The sequence below is a fragment of the Brevibacillus laterosporus DSM 25 genome (assembly GCF_002706795.1).
Lineage (GTDB): Bacteria > Bacillota > Bacilli > Brevibacillales > Brevibacillaceae > Brevibacillus_B > Brevibacillus_B laterosporus.
Genome location: NZ_CP017705.1, coordinates 813,713 through 832,992, shown reverse-complemented (window position 1 = coordinate 832,992; position 19,280 = coordinate 813,713). Strand labels below are relative to the sequence as shown.

Sequence of the window (19,280 nt, the reverse complement as noted above, 5' to 3'; positions counted from 1 at the left end):
CTTCCTGCGCTTATTCTTGTCCATGGCTAATGAATATTCATGAAAATTACAAATACCGAGCGATAATCCGAACTAACTTTGCAGGGAACTCATGTAAATTTGTAATATCCAAAAATCTTTCATTCCCATAGATTTTACTAATCACATCCTTGTCTTGACCTATTGCGGCTGCAAGAAAAGTAATTCCTTTCCGTTCATATTCCTGTATTGTCTGTTGCATATCTTTAACAGCATAACTTCCGGTATAGTCATCCATTGCTTTAGGTTGTCCGTCACTTATGCTAATCAACAGTTTTGTCTTTTGGGGGGAAACGACTAACCGTTCCGCCATAATTCTAAGAGCCATTCCATCGCGATTATTACTTCTGGCATGAATCTTCATTAACCTGAAGCGATCAGTGGCATCCATTTTATCAGAGTCGGCATATGCAAAGATGGACATTTGCTCCATCTTGGAAACATCCGCAGTATCGCCGTAGATCAAAACGGGAATATTACAAAGCTGACAATATTCATATACCGCAATTACTGCTCGTTTTGCTGCCTCTAATCTCCCGTAAGCTGACATAGATGCGGATTCATCAACCCTTAGACCAACCACAAGAGAAGGGGATTCAGTTGGAGGACGTTTCTTGGCAAAATACTTGTAATCCCTATAAGCAACGCTGTCTGCTTGAAATTTGCTGCCATAGTAACGATTCCTCGCAAAGTCGGAAGACACCTCATGTTCTAAGTACGGAAGTGTCTTTCTGGCAATCTCTTGTACGATAGGCATGAGTCCCTTACTTAGACGGATATATTCCTGTTGGTTTTCCAGATCGTAGTCTGGACGGTGAACAATGAGTTTTACTTTTTTATGAATTGAATCGGAAATAACCTCTCTTGCGTCTTGATTCAGCTTTTTACGGAAATCGAGTTCCTTTTGTCTCGCATCCTCTGACATTGATTCAGAATTTGCCTGATGATATTTGGGAGAGTCATTTTCCCCAAAACCTGAACTTTCCATTTGGGTAGAATCATCAGAGACACGGGAAGAGCTTTCGTCACTATCGGCAGATTTTTTCAATGTGATTCCCTTTTCCTCTACATTGTTATCTTTGTCAAAAACAGTGTCGTCAATATCTCCCCATGTCCTGATCTCTATGGCATCGTCAGATTTTTGTTTTTTTTTTAGTTCAATCTGGGCTTCTTCTAAGCTGGCAATCAAACCATGATTGTTAAGTGCTTCTTCCAAAAGTTTAATTTCTTCCGAATCGGTTGTTATCTTGTAGATGACCTTATGATAAAGGGATTCTGTTGCGGAAGCTCCTCCGGCAATTGCATCTGCCCAGTAGAAAAATGAACGCATTCCAGCCACGCCCTTAATCGCATTGGCCCGAGCTGTTTTGTCCAAAGTCATAACGATATCTGCTAAAATACCCAACATCTTTTCATCTTGAAAGCCGGTTTTGGCCACCACACGTTCTATCATGATTTCTTTGGTCGGCAGGTCCATCTTTTCCGTATGCTGAACCCTGTCGCGCAGCGCTTCGTTTAACGGTCTGGTTCCCGCATAACTACGGTTTGTTGTGATAACCGTTATGAAGTCTGGGTGCCTGCGTATGATTTCGGTGGGAAGATTGATGCTGCCATCCAGCTCCAAGGCAGAGTTTAATGCCATTAATACAGCAGCATCACGAATAACGTTTGGTTCTTGGATTTCCAGAAGATAACCTTTTTGATAGGCTCTGACGATCTCCGAAGGGTAAAATCGGTACTCAACCGCTTCGCCATCGGTGTTTTCCGCTACAAGCTTCAGTAATTGCTTCATCTTTAAGGCAGCCTGTTCCTGTGTAATCCCCAGTGCGTCCATCAAAATTTCAGTTACGCTTTGAAACCCATCGCTTTCATATAATGCTTTCAATACGGTTTTTTCCGCAGGTTCCATTTTCTCTAAACGTTCAGAAGAAATCACCGGCAAAATAGCGCCAATAATGTCCGATTTATCCATATCGGCAAAACAAGTCACTTTCGTATACGGTAGCCCGAAATTAGCCGATAATGCTTTTGCTAGTTGTGTTTTACCAGAACCGGCGTCACCTTCCAACAAAATATTGGCGATTTTCATTTCCCCGCGATTCCAGTTGCGCTTTATTTCTTTACTAATGCGCCGTTCTTCTTCGCTGACCTTATGAGTTAATGGTTTTTTCCAAATAAGCTTTTTTTCTGAATCAGTCAGCTGTCTTCCAGGTGACAAATAATATTCTCTATATTCAGTCATCACATTTTTCCTCCAATCCGTCATAATGCTGTGCGTTTCTCATCTTGCTCCTTTTCTAACCATAAGAGGGAACAGAAAAGACGCACCGATAATAATCAAAACTCCGCTTACCACATATACCGACAACAGGGAAACCGTATTCTTCAGATAGCCGGATATAAACATGCCAATCACCATCATCCCCATAAAAACAGGCATGATCGCTCCAGATACCCGGCCAATAAATGCCCCTTCTGTATTACGTACAATAAGCGTCTGGATTCCGCCCTGAATACAAGGGAAAAAGAAACCACTGATCACCAACAGAATAATTGTCAGCCAAATCATTGTAGAAGCGCCTATTCCAATCGTACAAACGGCAGTTACAAGCAAGCCTAACATGAGCAACAGCTGTGGATTCACCTTTTTGGATATCCCTATCATGACAGCTCCGCCTGCCAACATGGCTGCCCCATTGGTCATAACCAACCACTGCAGAAATTGTTTGTCCTGTCCCAAATTCTCGATGACAAGGAAAATCTGAAGCGGTTGAGTCAGTCCTGACGCCAATCCGACAGCTGAAAAAGTCAAGCAGAGTGTTCGTAAGGATTGATTGGACCCGATATAGCGCAGCCCGGCCTTCAACTCCTTTATGAAGCCGCCTGCATCGCCAGACTTCGGTTCCTCCGCGTCACGGGGAAGCGTCGCTAATACAAGGGAAGACCCTAGGAACAGAACGACCGTCAGAATCAGGGAGGCATTAATTCCAAACTGTATGAAAATAAACGTGCCGATGACCGGACCTAAAACCATAAAGACAGCGACAAGAGTTTGGGACATTGCCATCACGCCCTGCAGTTGTTCAACTTGCACATGCCGCTTGTACAGTTTCATGGCCGAGGGCTGAGAAAATTGAGACAGGCTGGCGGAAATAAATGTTCCGATGAGAAGTGCAATCCATCCACCGTTCATGAGTACAAGCAGTACGGCCCCAACGGACAAGGCAGACAGCAGATCGCTCCAAACCATTGTACGTTTCGGCCGCCATCGGTCGGCAAAGGTCCCTCCAATAAGGCCGAATAGAAAGATCGGAGCGAATTCCGCAACCGAAATCAGTGATACATAAACCGGATTATTATTCGTCAATTCGCTAACAAAAAGAAGGACGGCATAATTCCGGATCCAAATACCCAACTGCAGCAGCACTCGGGAGAGGATAATCGTTCGAACATAACGATTAGAAAACATTTCAATACCCCATATCCTTTAAAATTTTTGATAACATGCGCAGACGTTCGCTGATCATCTCATCGTCGTCGCTCAGAGCTTGGCTGAACAGCTTAATATCTTCATTAATTTTCTCATTGTTCGTACATATCGCCACGGTCATTGCATCCCCTTGCAGGGCAACTCGGTCGATGATGGGCTCCTGCGGGTCATAAAAATGCTCATATCTGTATGCTTCACGAAAATGTGCCAAAGACCGACAAATCAGAATGGACAAATCAAGAACGCGATGGAGAGGTAGTTCCTCCGATTGTCTTGACCATTTTTCTCCCGTGTATCTCCATACCTTGGCAGAAATATCAACCTTTCCTCTATCGTTCCACTGGGCTAATCCCAGAGAAAGACCTTTGGCATCTGTGTTCCTGGCAAATCGACCGTCAACCCGCTCATAGTTTTCTGACACGACAACAGGCTTATGTTTCAAGGTAGTAGGTATTTTCATTTTTCTTCCCCTCTTTCAATTTACTAATTTACTGACTGATATTATCTTGGATTTCATCGTTAGTCAACCCGTTTTTTTGTATACTTGACAAACAATAAACGAATATGTTTATTATATAGCAAACAAATAGTGGAGTTGTTTGTATATTGAATATCTCAGAGATGTTCTGCAATGCGTCGCTGGAAGAAGCTGAAATCTGGGTACACACAGGATGAGGACCATTACATCTGTCTGCTTTGCGGGAAACAAATTGAGAAAGGGATCATTTATCCGGAAGACGGGATCTTCTACGAAGCCGGACGCTATATTCGGGTCCATATCGAGAGCTCCCATCAATCCGTGTTTGAGCATTTGATTAACCTTAACAAAAAAATGACGGGACTCTCCGATCATCAAAGCAGCCTCCTTCAGCTTTTTTATCAGAGAAGAAGCGACAAGGAAGTGCAACAGGAATTGGGCATTGGCAGTGCTTCGACCATCCGGAATCACCGCTCTATGCTGAAAGAGAAGGAACGCCAGGTCAAGGTCTTTTTGGTTATGATGGAACTGTTGAAGGAAAAGGAAAAACATGCACCCGCCTTTGTCAGTGTGCATAAGACGGCAACGATGATGGACGATAGCTTCAACGTAACCCAAATTGAAAGCGAAACGAAACTGGGTCGTAGCCAGTGAAAAGTGAGGGAGAAACCATGAATAGAGAAGAACTGAAACAAGTGTATAAAGAATCGAAAACCCAGGCAGGGGTGTATCAGATCAAAAACACCGAAAACCAAAAAGTCTGGATTAGCAGCACCCGCAACCTCAAGACGATTAACGGAAAGCTGTTCAGTCTCAGAATGGGTTCGCATATAAACAAGCAACTTCAACGGGAATGGAATGAGTACGGAGAAGAGGCATTCGTCTCCGAAGTGTTGGAGGTTTTGAAAAAGAAGGAGGACGGATACTTTGATGAAAAGGATGCGCTGGAGAAACTGGAACAAAAATGGCTTGACCAGCTTCAGCCGTACGGAGAGCGCGGATATAACCAGGAAAAAAGAAAATAACAATAGTCAAATAAAAAGCGTATTCACAGGCCTTCTTACCCCAAAAAACAAGGACTGTATAGGATAAGGGGATACTCGTCTAAAACTCTGTCAATCTCCTTTGCTACTATTTTGCCCTTTCCTACGATAGAGCCGTTCCTTGATGCCGTGCATTGTATGAAATTCATATGAGCATGTTCACTCTACTAAACATTTTCAATGATTTATTGAATTTACAAGTATAAGAAAATAGGTTGTGATACAAAAAAGTACCGCTACTAACTGCGGTACTTAAGATAATAGATTAATATACGTCAAACATATATCTTTTCGATTGTGTTATTTTATTGCAATTTCTTTTTAATCTACAGCAAAAATTCTAACAACTGCTGTGCGAGTGCTTCCCCATAAATCATCTTTACATGATAATGTATATAAGAATGAACGATCTGATTTTACATTTTTAAAATCTAGGTTGATTCGATTTGCGTTTTTACCAGATCCCGAATCTAATACTGTCTTCGTTTGTTCCCCAATCACTTTATAAGTAAAGGAGAAAGTTCCAGGAGTTTGTGTAATCAAAGGACTATCTATAAAATACGTTGCATCATGATATTTTACCGCCAATGGATCATCAAAGAAATCAAAATCTCCTTCTATAATATCAAATTGGGGAACTGGATCTTTATATTCAATTTCTTCTGCTCCCACTTCGACAAAGGAAACATCATCCCAATAAATATTGGTTTGTCCGTCACCTCTAATAGAAATAGTATTTATTTCGTTTCCTTCCAGATTGGGGACTAGGATGTTTATTCTTTGGTAACCTAAGTGATCTAAGGTTATATTATCTGTTACAATTGACTCTTGTTGTCCGTCTATTTCTATATCAACTGAAACCTTTGAATCAGCCTTCATATATAGGCTTACGTAGTAATCTATATTTTTTTTCAATTTATTCTTTGATTCTGTTGACAGCTCAGTAAAGGCACCTTTATTAGCTGAACGGTATTGTTTTTTACCCGTATTTCCTCCGTTGACAACATAAGTATAGTACCAATTTCCTATTTTTGTGTTGTCAGATTCTCCTCCATCATATAAAGTGCTAGTTTTTATTGTGAAATTCATTTTGGGTTCTAATTTTACATCATATAAATTCTTAACATCTTTGAAGCTACCAGTACTATCATTTAACTGTTTTCTAATTTGTTTAGCTGTATATTCGTCAACATAACTTTGTACAGATGCTTCAAAAATAGGTTGGTCATTATAAAATAATAAACCATCTTTTTCCTCAATTTCATCTGGATAAGCTAACTTTAGAGCTTCTTTTACAGATAAATTTGGAGTTTTATCCTCTGGATTTGTATAATCTTTCGCTGCAACTCTCTTTTCTGACATTTGATTTCCATTATCTACAATAATAGAGGCCGTTTTAGCAGAAATTTCATCTGTTATACCATTCCAATCTCCAGCTATTGTAATATTACCATTGGTATCCTTTACGGCGTATTTTCCTTCTACTTGATCTGTTTCAAGTAGGATTGGTTTTTTATTAGATAAATAAGTATTTAGTTGCTCTTTATTTAATGGAATTGGGCGAGAGTTAAAATCATCCATTGTGTTAATTGCGATTCCGTTTTTTCCTTTCTCTGGATAGCTTTGGTCCGGTAAAATAGTTAAAGCTGTTGTGTTTTCTTTTGCTTTAATCGTTCCAATTGTTGTTCCATCAAGAATAAAACTCGTTGTTGGTTTCGTTTCATAAATTGCTCCTGTCCCAACGTTATTATAGCGAACATTTGCGTTTAAATAAGCAGATTCCGCTCCATTTATATGTGTGCCATCATTCGTCGCAGAACCCCATTCATTGGCTACAGTTTCACTATGTTGATAGTTAACAGAAACTCCAAAACTAGGTCCTAAGCCTGACCATCCAGCATTGACGTTAACGCCTTCAGTATTGGTATAAGACCAATTGGTAGATTGACTGCTTTCAACGCTATGGGAAAGGTCTTCATTTTTGGATAAAATCACCTTTTCTAAACTAACATTTACTGATGGAAAGGCGGCAACCAGAGGATTAAAAGTTTCTTTTGCATTCGATAAGGGCATATCTCTTGCAGCTTTTTCATAATCACTATAGGGATCTCCAACTGTGTGTGCTTCTAGTGGATTAGAAGTAAATTTTTTATACCCTTTACTTGCTAACGAATCATCCCATTTGACTGCTACTTTGTTTTGAATGGTATACCCGTTTTCTTCCCAAGCATCAGGGATAGAATCTCCATCTGTATCCGTATCTTCATCAATATCTCTTTTCGTTTTTTGCGTAAAAAGATTTGCTTTCGATGCTTTCTTTAAGAATTCTTGCGTTTCTTTCTTATTAAACTCAGGGTTTCTCAGTTCATCTTGTTGAACTTGTAGAGAGTGATTTTGACTATCTATCTTGAATAACTTAAGCTCTTTAAAAGTTTTATTATCTATATGTAATGCATTGTCTGGTTGGTACTCAATTTTTATTTGTACCAACTGTCCTTTTTCTAAATGAACAATTTGTTTACTGTTACCTTTATGAGAAATAACCTTCCCATCCAATTCTATGATGGCATTTTCATCATCTGACAATTTAAATGTGAAATCTCCTGTTGCTTTACTCTGAATCAATCCAATCCAGCGAATAGAATGATATTCTTGATGCTTTTTATCTAATAGTGTATTTGCTGTTTGTTGGTCATAAATAAGAGTATTATCACGTGTCGGTGCAAATATTGTAAGATCATTAAAATCTTTTCCTTTAAAGTAATAACCAAGTAGTCCTTCTCGATCGATTTGGTTGTCTTTGCTTACCTGAGTTGTTGTAGCAATCTGATTTGTTTTGCTGTCCGCGTAAACAGCATTTACATTCCCATTCAAAGACATAGAAGCTAATAACGTGCATATTACAACACTAGATAACCCTTTTTTCATATATTTCATCTCCTTATTTTGTTAATAATGTTGCATCGACTACATATCGCTTAACACCTTTAATGACTACTTCTGTTATTTTATCAATATGATATTTACTATCTTTATCAAGTAGGATTTCTTTTTCACTTGCAAATCCCCCAAGAGCACTTAAATATGCCCCTGTGCTTCCTTTCAGAACTTGTAATCTTAAAATGATTTTTCTCGAACCAAAGGCAGAAAGACGTTCACTTGACAAACTAGTACTCATATATCCCTTATCTTCTTTCATTGTATTTAAAAATTTTTCTTCCATTTCTTTTAAAGAAGGTAAAGGATCACTAATTTGATAACCAAATTCCGCCATTCCACACCATCTATACACAGTAATATTTTCTGGTATTGGCTGCTTTTCTAATGCTTCAGAAATATTTTTTATTTGTGTATCTAGTTTTTCATTTCCACTTCCACCTTGATTTCGTAAATAATCATTTATTTGTTTATAATCTTGTCTAGCATACCCATCTAAAGCTTCCCTTTGAGGATCTGTTAAATTTTTAGCCCATCCTTCATAATTTTTCATACCCCAACGATGAGCCTCAGCATTAATATCATTTTTAAAATCGAGGCTCTTTTTTAGCGTTCCTTGAATTTGTAAACATTCATAACCTTTTTTTACTACTTTTGATATATTATCCACATGGAGTACATAGCCATTATCAATTAGCATTTTATACTCATTATTATTTAAAATTACACCTGCTTTTGTTGGAATAGTAGATCCTTTACCACTTGGCACTGTAACTTGTAAAATGATTCTTTCTTTACTAGAAACATTTTGTGCAGTTAAGTGAGTGTCAAGATAACTATCAAACTTAATATCTCTTCCTAAAAATTGTTCTTTAAACTGGGCTTGTGCATCAGTATTAATAGTATTACCTTCTGTTAAAGGTTTGTTAAATCCAATCGTTGAGGGCTCCACATTTTTATAGGTGACAATAGAACTTGATAGATTGGCTTTATCAAACATTTTATCAATCTCTTTTAAATCTTTTATTTCATCTTCAAATGAACCTGCCATAGAAAAAGTAATTTCTTTATAATTTTTTTTTATATCATTTTTATTATCTAAAAAATTATTCATCCTTGTTTTTTCAGTAACAGTTAGTTTCCACTCTTTTTCTTTTACTTTCCCCCATTCTTTGGCTTTTTCCTTATCCTCTTTAAAATCCTCTACATTGTTAGTAGTTTTTACTAAATAATCAACCTTCTCACTACCGTAAGCGTACGTAACGTTGCTTGATATAGGCATGGCTAACAATAAAGCAGACATGCAAATAAGATTCTTATAAAAATTCTTTTTCAACTCATTCCCTCCTTTTACATTTGTGAAAATAATCACAAGAATAATGTCAAAACAGGAACTTACATTCAGAAACTATTGGATAACAGCAACCTTTTTTCGAAATACGGAATATTCATCCCTCCAATTCCTGTAATAGAATACTCTTTCATGTTATCTTATATTTATCTATTAGAATCGTTGGTTTTTGAACGTTTTTCAAATTGTTTTTTATTATTGTTAATTTTCCTGTTTATTTAGTACCATAAACGACCGTTTATGGTACTCGTTTGGATTTATTGTCATGCTCACTTTTAGTGTATTCATAGAAAATCAATGAGAACGCACCACCATTTACCTTTTAGTTTGCTTATCTTGATGGCGATGGGGTAGGAGCCCATTTAGAAATCAAGGATTTAATTATTTTATATATAATAATCAGAGTTCTACTTTCAAACAGACTCAATCCGTGTAACATAAGCCTGGTAGAGTAATAGAGAAAGGGGTGGGAATATGCTTGGAGAAATCCTTTCGCTAACCATCGTCAAATATAGTCTCTCTACACTACTCGTGCTAATCATCGTATGTGTAGCTGGGGTGATATACGCTGTATACGTGGAACCTAAGTCCTTGGTGGCAACTCGTCATCAGTTGGAAGTATCAGGATTACTAGATAAGCAGCAAGACCTTACAATCGTCCAATTTAGCGATACACACGTTGGTCCCCACTTTTCGCTTGCACAATTAAAAGAGGTTGTTACCCTCATCAATGAACAGAAGCCGGATCTTATTATGTTTACGGGTGATTTGCTCGATCGGGTTAGAAGCTTTAAAGAAAGCAAGGACGAATTGATAGCCATCCTAGCAGAACTGAACGCTCCTCTTGGAAAATTCGCAGTGTATGGGAACCATGATCGTGGTGGTGGCGGTAGTGAATATTACCAACAGGTGATGGAGCAAGCTAACTTTGATTTACTTGTCAATGATGTAAGAACGATTTCGCTAGCAAATAAAAAATCGATTACCATCGCTGGCCTAGATGACTTTTTACTTGGCAAACCAAAGGTAGAAGAGACATTAGAACCTCTCCAGCAAGGAAATCAACTTACTAGACGGAAGGAACAGAATCAATCCAATCAATGGAACAATGTTACTTCACCTCATTCAGATACTTTTGTCATTTGTCTTGTTCATGAACCTGATGTTGCTGATCGGATTGTCAGTTATCCTGTTGATCTACAATTATCCGGGCACAGCCATGGTGGGCAGGTGCAGGTTCCTCTGCTTGGGCCTGTGGTAACCCCTTCTTTAGCTCGAAAATATAGAGAGGGCCTGTACGAAATTCACAACGAGAATAACACGATGCAGTTGTACGTGAATCGTGGGATTGGGACGACTAGGTTACCGATTCGGTTAGGAAGCACACCAGAAATTGCTATTTTTACATTGAAAATATAGCCGTGATAGAATCAAAGGATATATGTTTCTTACTGATTCCTTAGGAGCTGTTACAATGAAGACGATACAAGTTTATCACTATGATGCCTTTAGCAATCAACCTGATAAAGGAAATCCAGCAGGTGTAGTCTTTACAGGTAGTGAGCTAACGGAAAAGGAAATGCAAGAGTTAGCACAAAAAGTAGGGTTTAATGAAACGGCTTTTGTACTTGATTCAGATGTAGCTGACCTTAGAATTCGTTATTTTACACCAGGACACGAAAATAATCTCTGTGGTCATGCTACAATTGCAACTATTTATGCGCTTACGTCTACAGGAGAATTAAAGGATAAAAATCATCTAACAATCGAAACAGGAGCAGGTATATTACCTATAAAAATAGACAAAGGCTCTGATGATGAGCTGTATATTACGATGAAGCAGGCAGCTCCGCAGTTTGAGGACTTTACAGGCTCTCAGGAGGAGCTAGCAGACTCAATTGGTCTTACAAGTGACGATATAGAATCTGAATTGCCCATCCAATACGGAAGTACAGGGATTTGGACCTTGCTAGTACCTATAAAAAAACTGAGTGCCTTCAAAAAAATGAAGCCTGACAATAAACGTTTTCCAAGCGTGTTACAAGAAATGCCGAAAGCATCTGTTCATCCTTTTTGTCTGGAAACCTATGATTCTCAAGCGCAAATGCATGGACGCCATTTCTCATCGCCATTTTCGGGTACAATGGAAGATCCTGTGACAGGTACGGCCTCAGGCGTAATGGGAGCCTATTATGCGCAAAATATAAGCGAAGATTTTGATACCCAACTACGTCTCATGATCGAACAAGGTCAGGAAATCCAAAAGGACGGTAGAGTAGAAGTAGCCATTAGTAAAAATCATGAAACGTATGATGTTGAGATTACAGGCACGGCTGTTTATGTGAAAGCATTCGAAATTTCTATGTAATCTAGAGCAGTCGGGGAGGATTAACCTTCTACCCCAACTGCTTTTTTGTATGTCTAAAATTGTAAGGGAAAGAGTAGATACCTTACAAAGTAACAACCTATTTTAAAATAAGCCGATAGTATGTATCAGATTATGTATCTTTTTTTACATTACGCAGAGCAGTTGAAAAACGCGAAATGGCTTCATGAATCTGGTCATCCATCACTCGACCAAACGTAAATCGAACATATCCCTTCTGTGTACCGAAGACACTTCCTGGAACATAAACAACCCCTTGTCTAATTGCTTCCTTGACTAATTTTTGTTCGTTAACAATCTCCTTTATCCTACACCAAATATGAATCCCACCCTCAGGTGCTAGAAACTCTACCTGGTCCTCAAGCTGATCATATAAGGAAAACGTCATTTTATCCTTGTTAATCGCGAGTGAATTTCGAAGCTTGCGTAAATGGGTAGGGAATTCCTCAGACGATAAAAACTTGGTTGCGATCCATTCAGGTATAATGCTATGTCCAAAATCGATTTGTTGTTTGGCATCTGCTAAACGGTCAATAACGGTTTGGGGACCAAATATCCACCCGATGCGCAGACCAGATGCAACAATTTTGCTTAAGGAACTCACATAGAGAACCGTACCATTTTCATCTAACGATTTTAATGTTGCAACTTGTGTGTTATCAAAAGCTGTTAGACTATATGGATCATCCTCAATAATAGGTATACCCAAGTCAGAGGAGATTTCTAAAACACGCTTTCTACGTTCTAAGCTTAAATAGGACCCATTTGGATTTTGAAAGTTAGGGTTAAGAAAGACCATCTTTATACGATGCTGTTTATGTAACTCTACAATATCATCTGGATTAACCCCGTCATCATCAACAGGCAATAGGAAGGTTCTTAGTCCTGCTGACTTAAATAACGGCAATGAATAGCAATAGGAGGGGTCTTCAATTGCAACTGCATCGCCTGGTTGCAATAAGCACTGGACAATCAGGTATAGAGCTTGCTGTGCCCCAGAAGTAATCAAAATAGATGAAGGTGTCGCAGAGATATTTCTTGATTCCTTTAAGTGTAAAGCGATGGTTTCACGCAATTTCAGGTTACCCTGAGGATGATCATAGCCTACGTGATACATGAAAGTTTCATTGGACATGATGTTTTGAAAATAGGGGGAAGCAGATAAATCAGGTGACAGCTCCCCGCTTGCTAGATCGATCAAATCAAGACCAAAGGTTTCTTTTCGAATAGAGCGCATCATTGTCGTATTGGGAAGAAATGACCCTGTTTCAATCAGTTTCTCCCAGTTTGGAATGCGTTTGCGAGATGCTCCCCAGATATCCCGGCTTACAATCGTTCCTTTCCCCCGTAGGCTCTCTATAATACCGGAAGCACGCAATTCTTCATAGGCAGCTACAATTGTTGAACGGTTTACATCTAATTCCTTGGAAAGTAAGCGTTCGGAAGGAAGGATTGTACCTGAAGGATATTCTCCATTCGTAATACGTTGTTCAAGATATTGTGAAATTTGCTTATATATTGGTATTTGACTTTTACGATTGGGTTGCCATTCCATACAAGATTTCACTTCCTTTCAAGTCTTTAGGCGTGGTGGATGGTCATAATATGATGGGACTGGACGGTTCATTTCAGATGATACATTTTTATAATGTAAAAATAGTTCTTTATGTTACTAAAACATATTATACCTATTCTTACAATTATCAGGAGCGTGAGAGGAGAGAAGATTATGAAGTATCGAAAGTTTCCGGGTACAGATTCTCTAGTATCTGAAATTGGCTTTGGAGTATGGACAGTAGCAACCAAATGGTGGGGGATAACGGATCGAAGTGTGGGGGAAAAGCTTTTGAAGTCTGCCTACCAAGATTACGGAATCACCTTTTTTGATACAGCTGATGTCTATGGTGATGGCTATGGAGAAGAAATCATTGCAAAGACGTTAGGAGGAGTACGCGACAACATATTTATAGCCACTAAATTTGGATATGATATCTACAAAAATAGGGGGGAGAGAAAAGGACACACAGAGCTTCCTCAAAACTGGTCTAAGAAGCATATTATGATGGCCTGTGAACAAAGCTTGAAACGACTTGGTACAGATTATATTGATTATTATCAGCTTCACAATCCTCGGATGGAGGCAATCCAAAACGATGAAATTTTGGAAACTCTTGAGCAACTAAAATCTCAGGGGAAAATTCGTCATTATGGAGCAGCGATGGGGCCCGATCTGGGGTGGAAAAACGAATCCTTAGAGGCATGGCAAAGAGGATATGAAGCGGTTCAAGTCATCAACAATATAGTTGAGCAGGAGCCGGCTAGGGACCTATTGCAGGTAGCAGCAGAAGACGCACAAACATTAATCGTAAGAATCCCTCATGCGTCAGGGCTGTTGGATGGCACGTACGATCCCAATCTGCATTTCAGTAGATCAGACCACAGAGCTCATCGTCCCGTAGAATGGATGAGGGCAGGCAATGAGGTGGTGAATGAATTAAAGGAGAAAGGGATTTTTGACAGTGAAAATCGTACATTGGGACAATTGGCGATCCAATTCTCTCTCTACCATTCCTCTGTTCTCTCTGTTATTCCAAACATTACGAGTGAGGATCAGCTAAGAGAGTTTGCACTAGCTTCTGAGACGGCTCCCCTTTCCAAGGAAGAATATGAGCAATTGGAGCTACTTTGGGTAAATGGATATAACGAGCGTTTACGACAACCCTTATCCGATTCAAGTAGTAAACCAGCTCCTAAGCAGTAAGATACTACCTTTATTTATCTAGCAAAATGATCAAATGGTTATTACGAAAACCAGGCCCCAAAGGTTGACGAGAGCTTTACTATGTCGATCTTTAGGGCTTCTTTGCGTTGTGTATTTAGGTGATGGAGCTGGAAGTTAATTTTGTGACTATTTCTTGTCAATATTGTTGCAAAACATTGAACATGGATGAGAGAAATGCTATCCGACTGGATGGCGACTTTTTGAGGATCATTCATTAGGATAGGAATGTGGATCGGTGGTTATCAATTTTAAAAATCAACAGGAAAGGGGTACTTGATAAAAATGAAATGGGCTCTATATGCTTTTATTTTAGCTACTATTTCATTGCTTACAGGCTGTGGTGACAGGTTACTGGTCTTGGACCCAAAAGGACCTCAAGCCCAGACACAAGCAGACGTGATTATGATCTCCATTTGGACGATGTCGTTCATTGTCGTTGTTGTTATTGCACTTTTCGTATTTATGGTCACAAAATATCGTGCCTCTAAACAAAGAGAAGAATATGAACCTCCTTATATGGAAGGAAATTTGGTTGTTGAAATGGTTTGTGTAGGGATTCCAGTACTAATCGTCATTATTCTTTCAGTGATCTCTGTGAAAAGTAACTATATTGTGGAGTCAAGACCACAGGGATATGAGGATAAAAAACCGTTAGTTATTTATGCTTCAAGCTCCAACTGGAAGTGGCATTTTAGTTATCCGGAAGAAAATATTGAAACAGTCAACTACCTGCGTATACCAATAAACCGACCTATTGAATTTAAGCTGTATTCCTATGGACCAATCACTAGTTTCTGGGTTCCACAATTAGGGGGACAAAAATATGCCATGGCCGACATGGTTACTACCCTACACCTAGCCGCTGATGTACCAGGTGATTACATGGGACGAAATGCAAATTTTAGTGGAAAAGGGTTCGCTGAAAATACATTCAACGTCGAGGCAATGACTGAAACGAAATATGATAAATGGGTAGAAGAGGTTAAAACAACGGCTGAACCTCTTACGGAACAAAAATTCAATACATTACTAGAGCCGGGTCATGTTGGACAATCCACGTTTACTGGAACACATTTAGAATTTAGACCAGCTCCAGAAGGGGCAAATGGTGGACACCACCACCATCATGGTGCATCCCGAGATGAATAGTTTCTTCGTTTTTTTAGACAAGACAATACATTTCAAAAAGGAGCCACAATAGTATGGATTACTTTACGAAATTTGCCGTTCCTCATCCCAGCCCTGCGATTTATGCATCGATGGTTGCCATTGTTCTGACTATGCTCGGGATTATCGGAGGATTGACCTATTATAAAAAATGGGGGTATCTCTGGCGCGAATGGGTAACGACGGTGGATCATAAACGGATCGGGATTATGTATCTCATATCAGCATTACTGATGCTATTTCGTGGTGGTGCTGATGCGATCATGATGCGTGCCCAAACGGCCGTTCCAGAAAATACGTTGCTAGATGCTCAGCATTATAATGAAATATTCACAACTCATGGGACTGTGATGCTCATCTTTATGGCAATGCCATTCATTTACGCTTTAATGAACTTTGTTGTCCCCTTGCAAATCGGGGCTCGTGATGTAGCGTTCCCACGTTTAAATGCATTGAGCTTCTGGTTATTCTTCATGGGGGCGATGCTGTTTAACATATCGTTTGTAATTGGAGGTTCTCCTGATGCAGGTTGGTCTGCTTATTTCCCACTGGCAGGTAATAAATTTAGTCCATCGGTAGGTACCAACTATTATGCGCTAGCTCTCCAAATTTCGGGTCTTGGTACATTGATATCCGGTATTAACTTTATCGCTACGATCCTTAAAATGAGAGCACCTGGTATAACACTTATGAAAATGCCTATGTTTACATGGTCTGCTTTCGTTACGAATGTAATTGTAGTTTTTGCGTTTCCTGTATTAACAGTGGCACTTATCATGATGACAATGGATCGACTATTCGGAACACATTTCTTCGCTTCGACGAATGGCGGTATGGATATGCTTTGGGCGAATTTGTTTTGGGTGTGGGGTCATCCTGAAGTGTATATCCTAGTACTTCCAGCATTCGGTGTTTATAGTGAGATTATTTCAACCTTTGCTCGTCGTAATCTGTATGGTTATAAATCAATGGTTGCTTCTATGGTGATCATTTCGCTTCTTTCCTTCTTAGTTTGGACACACCATTTCTTCACAATGGGACAGGGAGCACTAACGAACAGCATTTTCTCTATTACAACAATGGCGATTGCTGTTCCTACAGGGATTAAAATATTTAACTGGCTGTTCACTCTCTGGAAAGGAAAAATTGTTTTTACAGTCCCGATGCTTTATTCATTAGGATTCATTCCGATTTTCTTAATTGGTGGGGTAACTGGGGTTATGCTTGGAATGTCAGCAGCTGACTACCAATATCATAATACGATGTTTTTAGTCGCTCACTTCCACTATGTCATTATACCTGGTGTCGTATTTGCTATGATTGCCGGTCTCACTTACTGGTGGCCAAAAATGTTCGGTTTTATGCTAAATGAAAGAATCGGGAAGTGGGCATTCTGGTTTATCGCCATTAGCTTTAACGTGGCATTCTTTCCGATGTTTCTCTCTGGTTTAGATGGACAGGCCCGACGTATGTACACCTATTCTGAATCAACTGGCTTTGGACCTTTGAACTTTATTTCATTCATTGGAGCACTTGGATTGCTAGTGGGCTTCGTGCTACTTGTTTATAACATATACTGGAGTATTCGTTATGCTCCAAGAAAGATAAAGGCCGATCCATGGGATGCACGCTCTCTTGAATGGGCAACTCATAATCCAGTACCAGCATATAACTTTGCTATTACACCACAAGCTCAGTCTATTGAAGCATTCTGGGATGCTAAGAAAAAAGGTTATACCTTATTCCAAGGTCCCTATAAAAAAATTCATATGCCAAATAACAGCGGTGCTCCGTTTATTTTGAGCGTTATCTTTTTCATTTGGGGCTTTGCCTTTGTATTTGCAATGTGGAATGTTGTAATCCTTGCAACCATCGGAATCTTTATGTGCTTGACTCACCGATCGTTTGAGCAGGACGATGGTCATTACATCTCGGTTAAAGAAATAGAAGAGACAGAAGAAAGTTTGCGAGGTGCAATGAAATGAAAATAGATCACTCACTGCCACTTGAATACAGCACGGAACAAAATTCCTTAAACATTTTAGGATTCTGGATCTTCCTAGGAGCCGAAATTGTACTTTTCGGCACGCTTTTTGCTTCCTATTTCACATTGGTCGATCGCACTGGCAATGGCCCTACTGGAGCCGAAATTTTTGAAATTACTCCCGTGCTAATTGAAACCATCCTGCTTTTAACAAGTAGCTTTATCATCGGTCTCGGCATTCATGCGATGCGTATCGGCAACAAAAAAGCAATGATTACATTTTTTACGATCACATTGCTGCTCGGGCTTGGATTCCTAGGTGTTGAAATCTATGAGTTTCTTCATTACGATCACATTGGAGCAGGCTTGCAAACCAGCGCATTTACAGCGATTCTATTAACAACATTGGGAACACATGGAGCGCACGTTTCCTTTGGATTATTCTGGGGATTATATATTATTATGCAGGTCAGGAAACGAGGATTGACGCCTCAAACAGCGAATAAATCATTCATTTTCTCACTGTACTGGCATTTCCTAGACGTTGTTTGGATCTTCATTTTTAGCTTCGTCTATCTGAAAGGAATGATGCAAACATGAGAGAATTATTCCCACGCAAACAGGTAATGGGCTTTGGATTGTCGATGATTCTTACTGCATTGGCTTTGACTGTTTATTTCTTTGACATTTCATTTGCAGTCGGGATGACAATTTTGCTTGCAACAGCATTCATTCAAGCTGCCGTACAGCTCGTTGTATTTATGCACACGAGTGAAACAGGAGACAAAGTATCAATTTATACCAATCTCTATTACGCATTATTCATAGCGCTTGTTACCGTTTTCGGAACCTTACTATGCATGATCTGGGGTTATCAGTGATCGGTTATAACTAAAGAATTAAAAAGGAGCCTAATCTCGATGGATCGGGCTCCTTTTTCTATTAGAACTCTAGGTTGGTTGATCTGTGATATCTTACTTCGTTTCCTTCAACCGATAGGTCTCAAAAAATTCCTTTTTGGCGATGCGATATACTTCAGAATAGTCCAGCGGCGATACGAGATAGTCGCCTTCCTTAACGATCATTTTCTCATCCCAAGCTGCAATAAAGTAAAATTCCTGTGTAGGGATCTGAGCTTCTTTTAGCAAGTCGGAGGTTACTTCAATCGCTTTAATTTCACCTACTGCTTGATACTCTTTAAATCCATCTTTTGCTTGGCCGATTTGTTTATATCTTTTAGCAAACTTGTCCGGTTTTAAAATGTACATTTCTTTCGCTTCGGTTTGGTTTTTCACGATCATATCCTTAGCCACGGCGGTATTTTCTGTTTCTACACCATCTTTGGTGATGGTTGCGATCTTTTCGCCTCCAACGGCTTCTTTGGCATAAACGCGAGTAAATTTTTCATAAGTAGACGCTTTTTCTAGTTTAGGCTGTAAAAGAGAAATCATGTCCTGCTGTGCAATAGGGTCATTTTCGGTAGAACGGAGGGGGTCACAAGCAGTTAAAAGAAGCATGAGGGCAAATAATGCTACTACGATTTTTTTCATAGATGTACCTCCTAGTTTATGCTGTCTTTTCAAGACTATCGTAAATGTTGGGAATAAACAATAAGTATCTCGTCACTGTTTTGCTTCTTACCTT

General features: G+C 39.3%; 15 protein-coding genes and 1 pseudogene. 9 read left to right on the top strand and 7 right to left on the bottom strand.

Annotation, left to right across the window (positions count from 1 at the left end; genetic code table 11):
- Positions 1-46 precede the first annotated feature (46 nt).
- Genes BrL25_RS04040 through BrL25_RS04030 form a run of 3 tightly spaced genes read right to left on the bottom strand, consistent with a single transcriptional unit; the run spans position 47 to position 3,968 of the window.
- Positions 47-2,260 (bottom strand): AAA family ATPase, encoded by a 2,214-nt coding sequence (locus BrL25_RS04040; protein ID WP_018674037.1) that lies wholly within the window; start codon positions 2,258-2,260, stop codon positions 47-49.
- 39 nt (positions 2,261-2,299) lie between these two features.
- A complete protein-coding gene (locus BrL25_RS04035) occupies positions 2,300-3,487 on the bottom strand; it encodes an MFS transporter (protein ID WP_018674036.1) in 1,188 nt (395 codons plus the stop codon).
- Between the two features lies 1 nt (position 3,488).
- Positions 3,489-3,968, bottom strand: coding sequence for a DUF6530 family protein (locus tag BrL25_RS04030; protein ID WP_018674035.1), 480 nt, complete (start codon positions 3,966-3,968; stop codon positions 3,489-3,491).
- Between the two features lie 146 nt (positions 3,969-4,114).
- Between BrL25_RS04030 and BrL25_RS04025 the strand changes: the two are divergent.
- Positions 4,115-4,616 (top strand): annotated as a pseudogene (locus tag BrL25_RS04025) (helix-turn-helix transcriptional regulator); the annotation flags it as partial.
- Between the two features lie 41 nt (positions 4,617-4,657).
- The gene (locus BrL25_RS04020; protein ID WP_018674033.1) at positions 4,658-5,011 is read left to right on the top strand and encodes a GIY-YIG nuclease family protein; all 354 of its coding nucleotides are present in this window, start codon (positions 4,658-4,660) and stop codon (positions 5,009-5,011) included.
- A 339-nt stretch (positions 5,012-5,350) separates the two neighbouring features.
- Here the strand turns inward: BrL25_RS04020 and BrL25_RS04015 are convergent, their stop codons facing one another.
- Together BrL25_RS04015 and BrL25_RS04010 are read right to left on the bottom strand one after the other, a co-directional pair.
- Positions 5,351-7,957: a binary toxin-like calcium binding domain-containing protein gene (locus BrL25_RS04015; RefSeq protein ID WP_018674032.1), complete on the bottom strand. Its 2,607-nt coding sequence runs from the start codon at positions 7,955-7,957 to the stop codon at positions 5,351-5,353.
- A gap of 13 nt (positions 7,958-7,970) precedes the next feature.
- Positions 7,971-9,302 carry an ADP-ribosyltransferase gene (locus BrL25_RS04010; protein ID WP_018674031.1) on the bottom strand — a complete coding sequence of 444 codons (1,332 nt, stop codon included), beginning with the start codon at positions 9,300-9,302 and terminating at the stop codon, positions 7,971-7,973.
- Between the two features lie 489 nt (positions 9,303-9,791).
- Between BrL25_RS04010 and BrL25_RS04005 the strand changes: the two genes are divergently transcribed.
- Both BrL25_RS04005 and BrL25_RS04000 read left to right on the top strand, forming a co-directional pair.
- Positions 9,792-10,736 (top strand): metallophosphoesterase, encoded by a 945-nt coding sequence (locus BrL25_RS04005; RefSeq protein ID WP_018674030.1) that lies wholly within the window; start codon positions 9,792-9,794, stop codon positions 10,734-10,736.
- A gap of 55 nt (positions 10,737-10,791) precedes the next feature.
- Positions 10,792-11,685, top strand: coding sequence for a PhzF family phenazine biosynthesis isomerase (locus BrL25_RS04000; RefSeq protein WP_018674029.1), 894 nt, complete (start codon positions 10,792-10,794; stop codon positions 11,683-11,685).
- Between the two features lie 130 nt (positions 11,686-11,815).
- Here BrL25_RS04000 and pdxR read toward each other — a convergent pair whose 3' ends face one another.
- A complete protein-coding gene (gene pdxR, locus BrL25_RS03995) occupies positions 11,816-13,258 on the bottom strand; it encodes a MocR-like pyridoxine biosynthesis transcription factor PdxR (protein WP_018674028.1) in 1,443 nt (480 codons plus the stop codon).
- 174 nt (positions 13,259-13,432) lie between these two features.
- Between pdxR and BrL25_RS03990 the strand changes: the two genes are divergently transcribed.
- The 5 genes from BrL25_RS03990 (at position 13,433) to qoxD (ending at position 18,517) form a co-directional block, all read left to right on the top strand.
- Positions 13,433-14,464: an aldo/keto reductase gene (locus BrL25_RS03990; protein WP_018674027.1), complete on the top strand. Its 1,032-nt coding sequence runs from the start codon at positions 13,433-13,435 to the stop codon at positions 14,462-14,464.
- Positions 14,465-14,767: 303 nt separating this feature from the next.
- Positions 14,768-15,634, top strand: coding sequence for a cytochrome aa3 quinol oxidase subunit II (qoxA, locus tag BrL25_RS03985; protein WP_018674026.1), 867 nt, complete (start codon positions 14,768-14,770; stop codon positions 15,632-15,634).
- 53 nt (positions 15,635-15,687) lie between these two features.
- A complete protein-coding gene (qoxB, locus tag BrL25_RS03980) occupies positions 15,688-17,637 on the top strand; it encodes a cytochrome aa3 quinol oxidase subunit I (protein ID WP_018674025.1) in 1,950 nt (649 codons plus the stop codon).
- On the top strand, positions 17,634-18,236 hold the full coding sequence (qoxC, locus tag BrL25_RS03975) for a cytochrome aa3 quinol oxidase subunit III (protein ID WP_018674024.1): 603 nt from the start codon (positions 17,634-17,636) through the stop codon (positions 18,234-18,236). Before qoxB ends, qoxC begins: the two co-directional genes overlap by 4 nt.
- Positions 18,233-18,517 (top strand): cytochrome aa3 quinol oxidase subunit IV, encoded by a 285-nt coding sequence (gene qoxD / locus BrL25_RS03970; RefSeq protein WP_018674023.1) that lies wholly within the window; start codon positions 18,233-18,235, stop codon positions 18,515-18,517. The genes qoxC and qoxD overlap by 4 nt, the downstream gene beginning before the upstream one ends.
- Positions 18,518-18,610: 93 nt before the next feature.
- Here qoxD and BrL25_RS03965 read toward each other — a convergent pair whose 3' ends face one another.
- Positions 18,611-19,186 carry a hypothetical protein gene (locus tag BrL25_RS03965; protein ID WP_018674022.1) on the bottom strand — a complete coding sequence of 192 codons (576 nt, stop codon included), beginning with the start codon at positions 19,184-19,186 and terminating at the stop codon, positions 18,611-18,613.
- Positions 19,187-19,280: the final 94 nt, after the last annotated feature.

Bases quoted from the DNA above. Each gene is read 5' to 3' on its own strand.
- BrL25_RS04040 (WP_018674037.1), bottom strand. From the start codon at position 2,260: ATGACTGAATATAGAGAATATTATTTGTCACCTGGAAGACAGCTGACT.
- BrL25_RS04035 (WP_018674036.1), bottom strand. From the start codon at position 3,487: ATGTTTTCTAATCGTTATGTTCGAACGATTATCCTCTCCCGAGTGCTG.
- BrL25_RS04030 (WP_018674035.1), bottom strand. From the start codon at position 3,968: ATGAAAATACCTACTACCTTGAAACATAAGCCTGTTGTCGTGTCAGAA.
- BrL25_RS04020 (WP_018674033.1), top strand. From the start codon at position 4,658: ATGAATAGAGAAGAACTGAAACAAGTGTATAAAGAATCGAAAACCCAG.
- BrL25_RS04015 (WP_018674032.1), bottom strand. From the start codon at position 7,957: ATGAAAAAAGGGTTATCTAGTGTTGTAATATGCACGTTATTAGCTTCT.
- BrL25_RS04005 (WP_018674030.1), top strand. From the start codon at position 9,792: ATGCTTGGAGAAATCCTTTCGCTAACCATCGTCAAATATAGTCTCTCT.
- BrL25_RS04000 (WP_018674029.1), top strand. From the start codon at position 10,792: ATGAAGACGATACAAGTTTATCACTATGATGCCTTTAGCAATCAACCT.
- pdxR (WP_018674028.1), bottom strand. From the start codon at position 13,258: ATGGAATGGCAACCCAATCGTAAAAGTCAAATACCAATATATAAGCAA.
- BrL25_RS03990 (WP_018674027.1), top strand. From the start codon at position 13,433: ATGAAGTATCGAAAGTTTCCGGGTACAGATTCTCTAGTATCTGAAATT.
- qoxA (WP_018674026.1), top strand. From the start codon at position 14,768: ATGAAATGGGCTCTATATGCTTTTATTTTAGCTACTATTTCATTGCTT.
- qoxB (WP_018674025.1), top strand. From the start codon at position 15,688: ATGGATTACTTTACGAAATTTGCCGTTCCTCATCCCAGCCCTGCGATT.
- qoxC (WP_018674024.1), top strand. From the start codon at position 17,634: ATGAAAATAGATCACTCACTGCCACTTGAATACAGCACGGAACAAAAT.
- qoxD (WP_018674023.1), top strand. From the start codon at position 18,233: ATGAGAGAATTATTCCCACGCAAACAGGTAATGGGCTTTGGATTGTCG.
- BrL25_RS03965 (WP_018674022.1), bottom strand. From the start codon at position 19,186: ATGAAAAAAATCGTAGTAGCATTATTTGCCCTCATGCTTCTTTTAACT.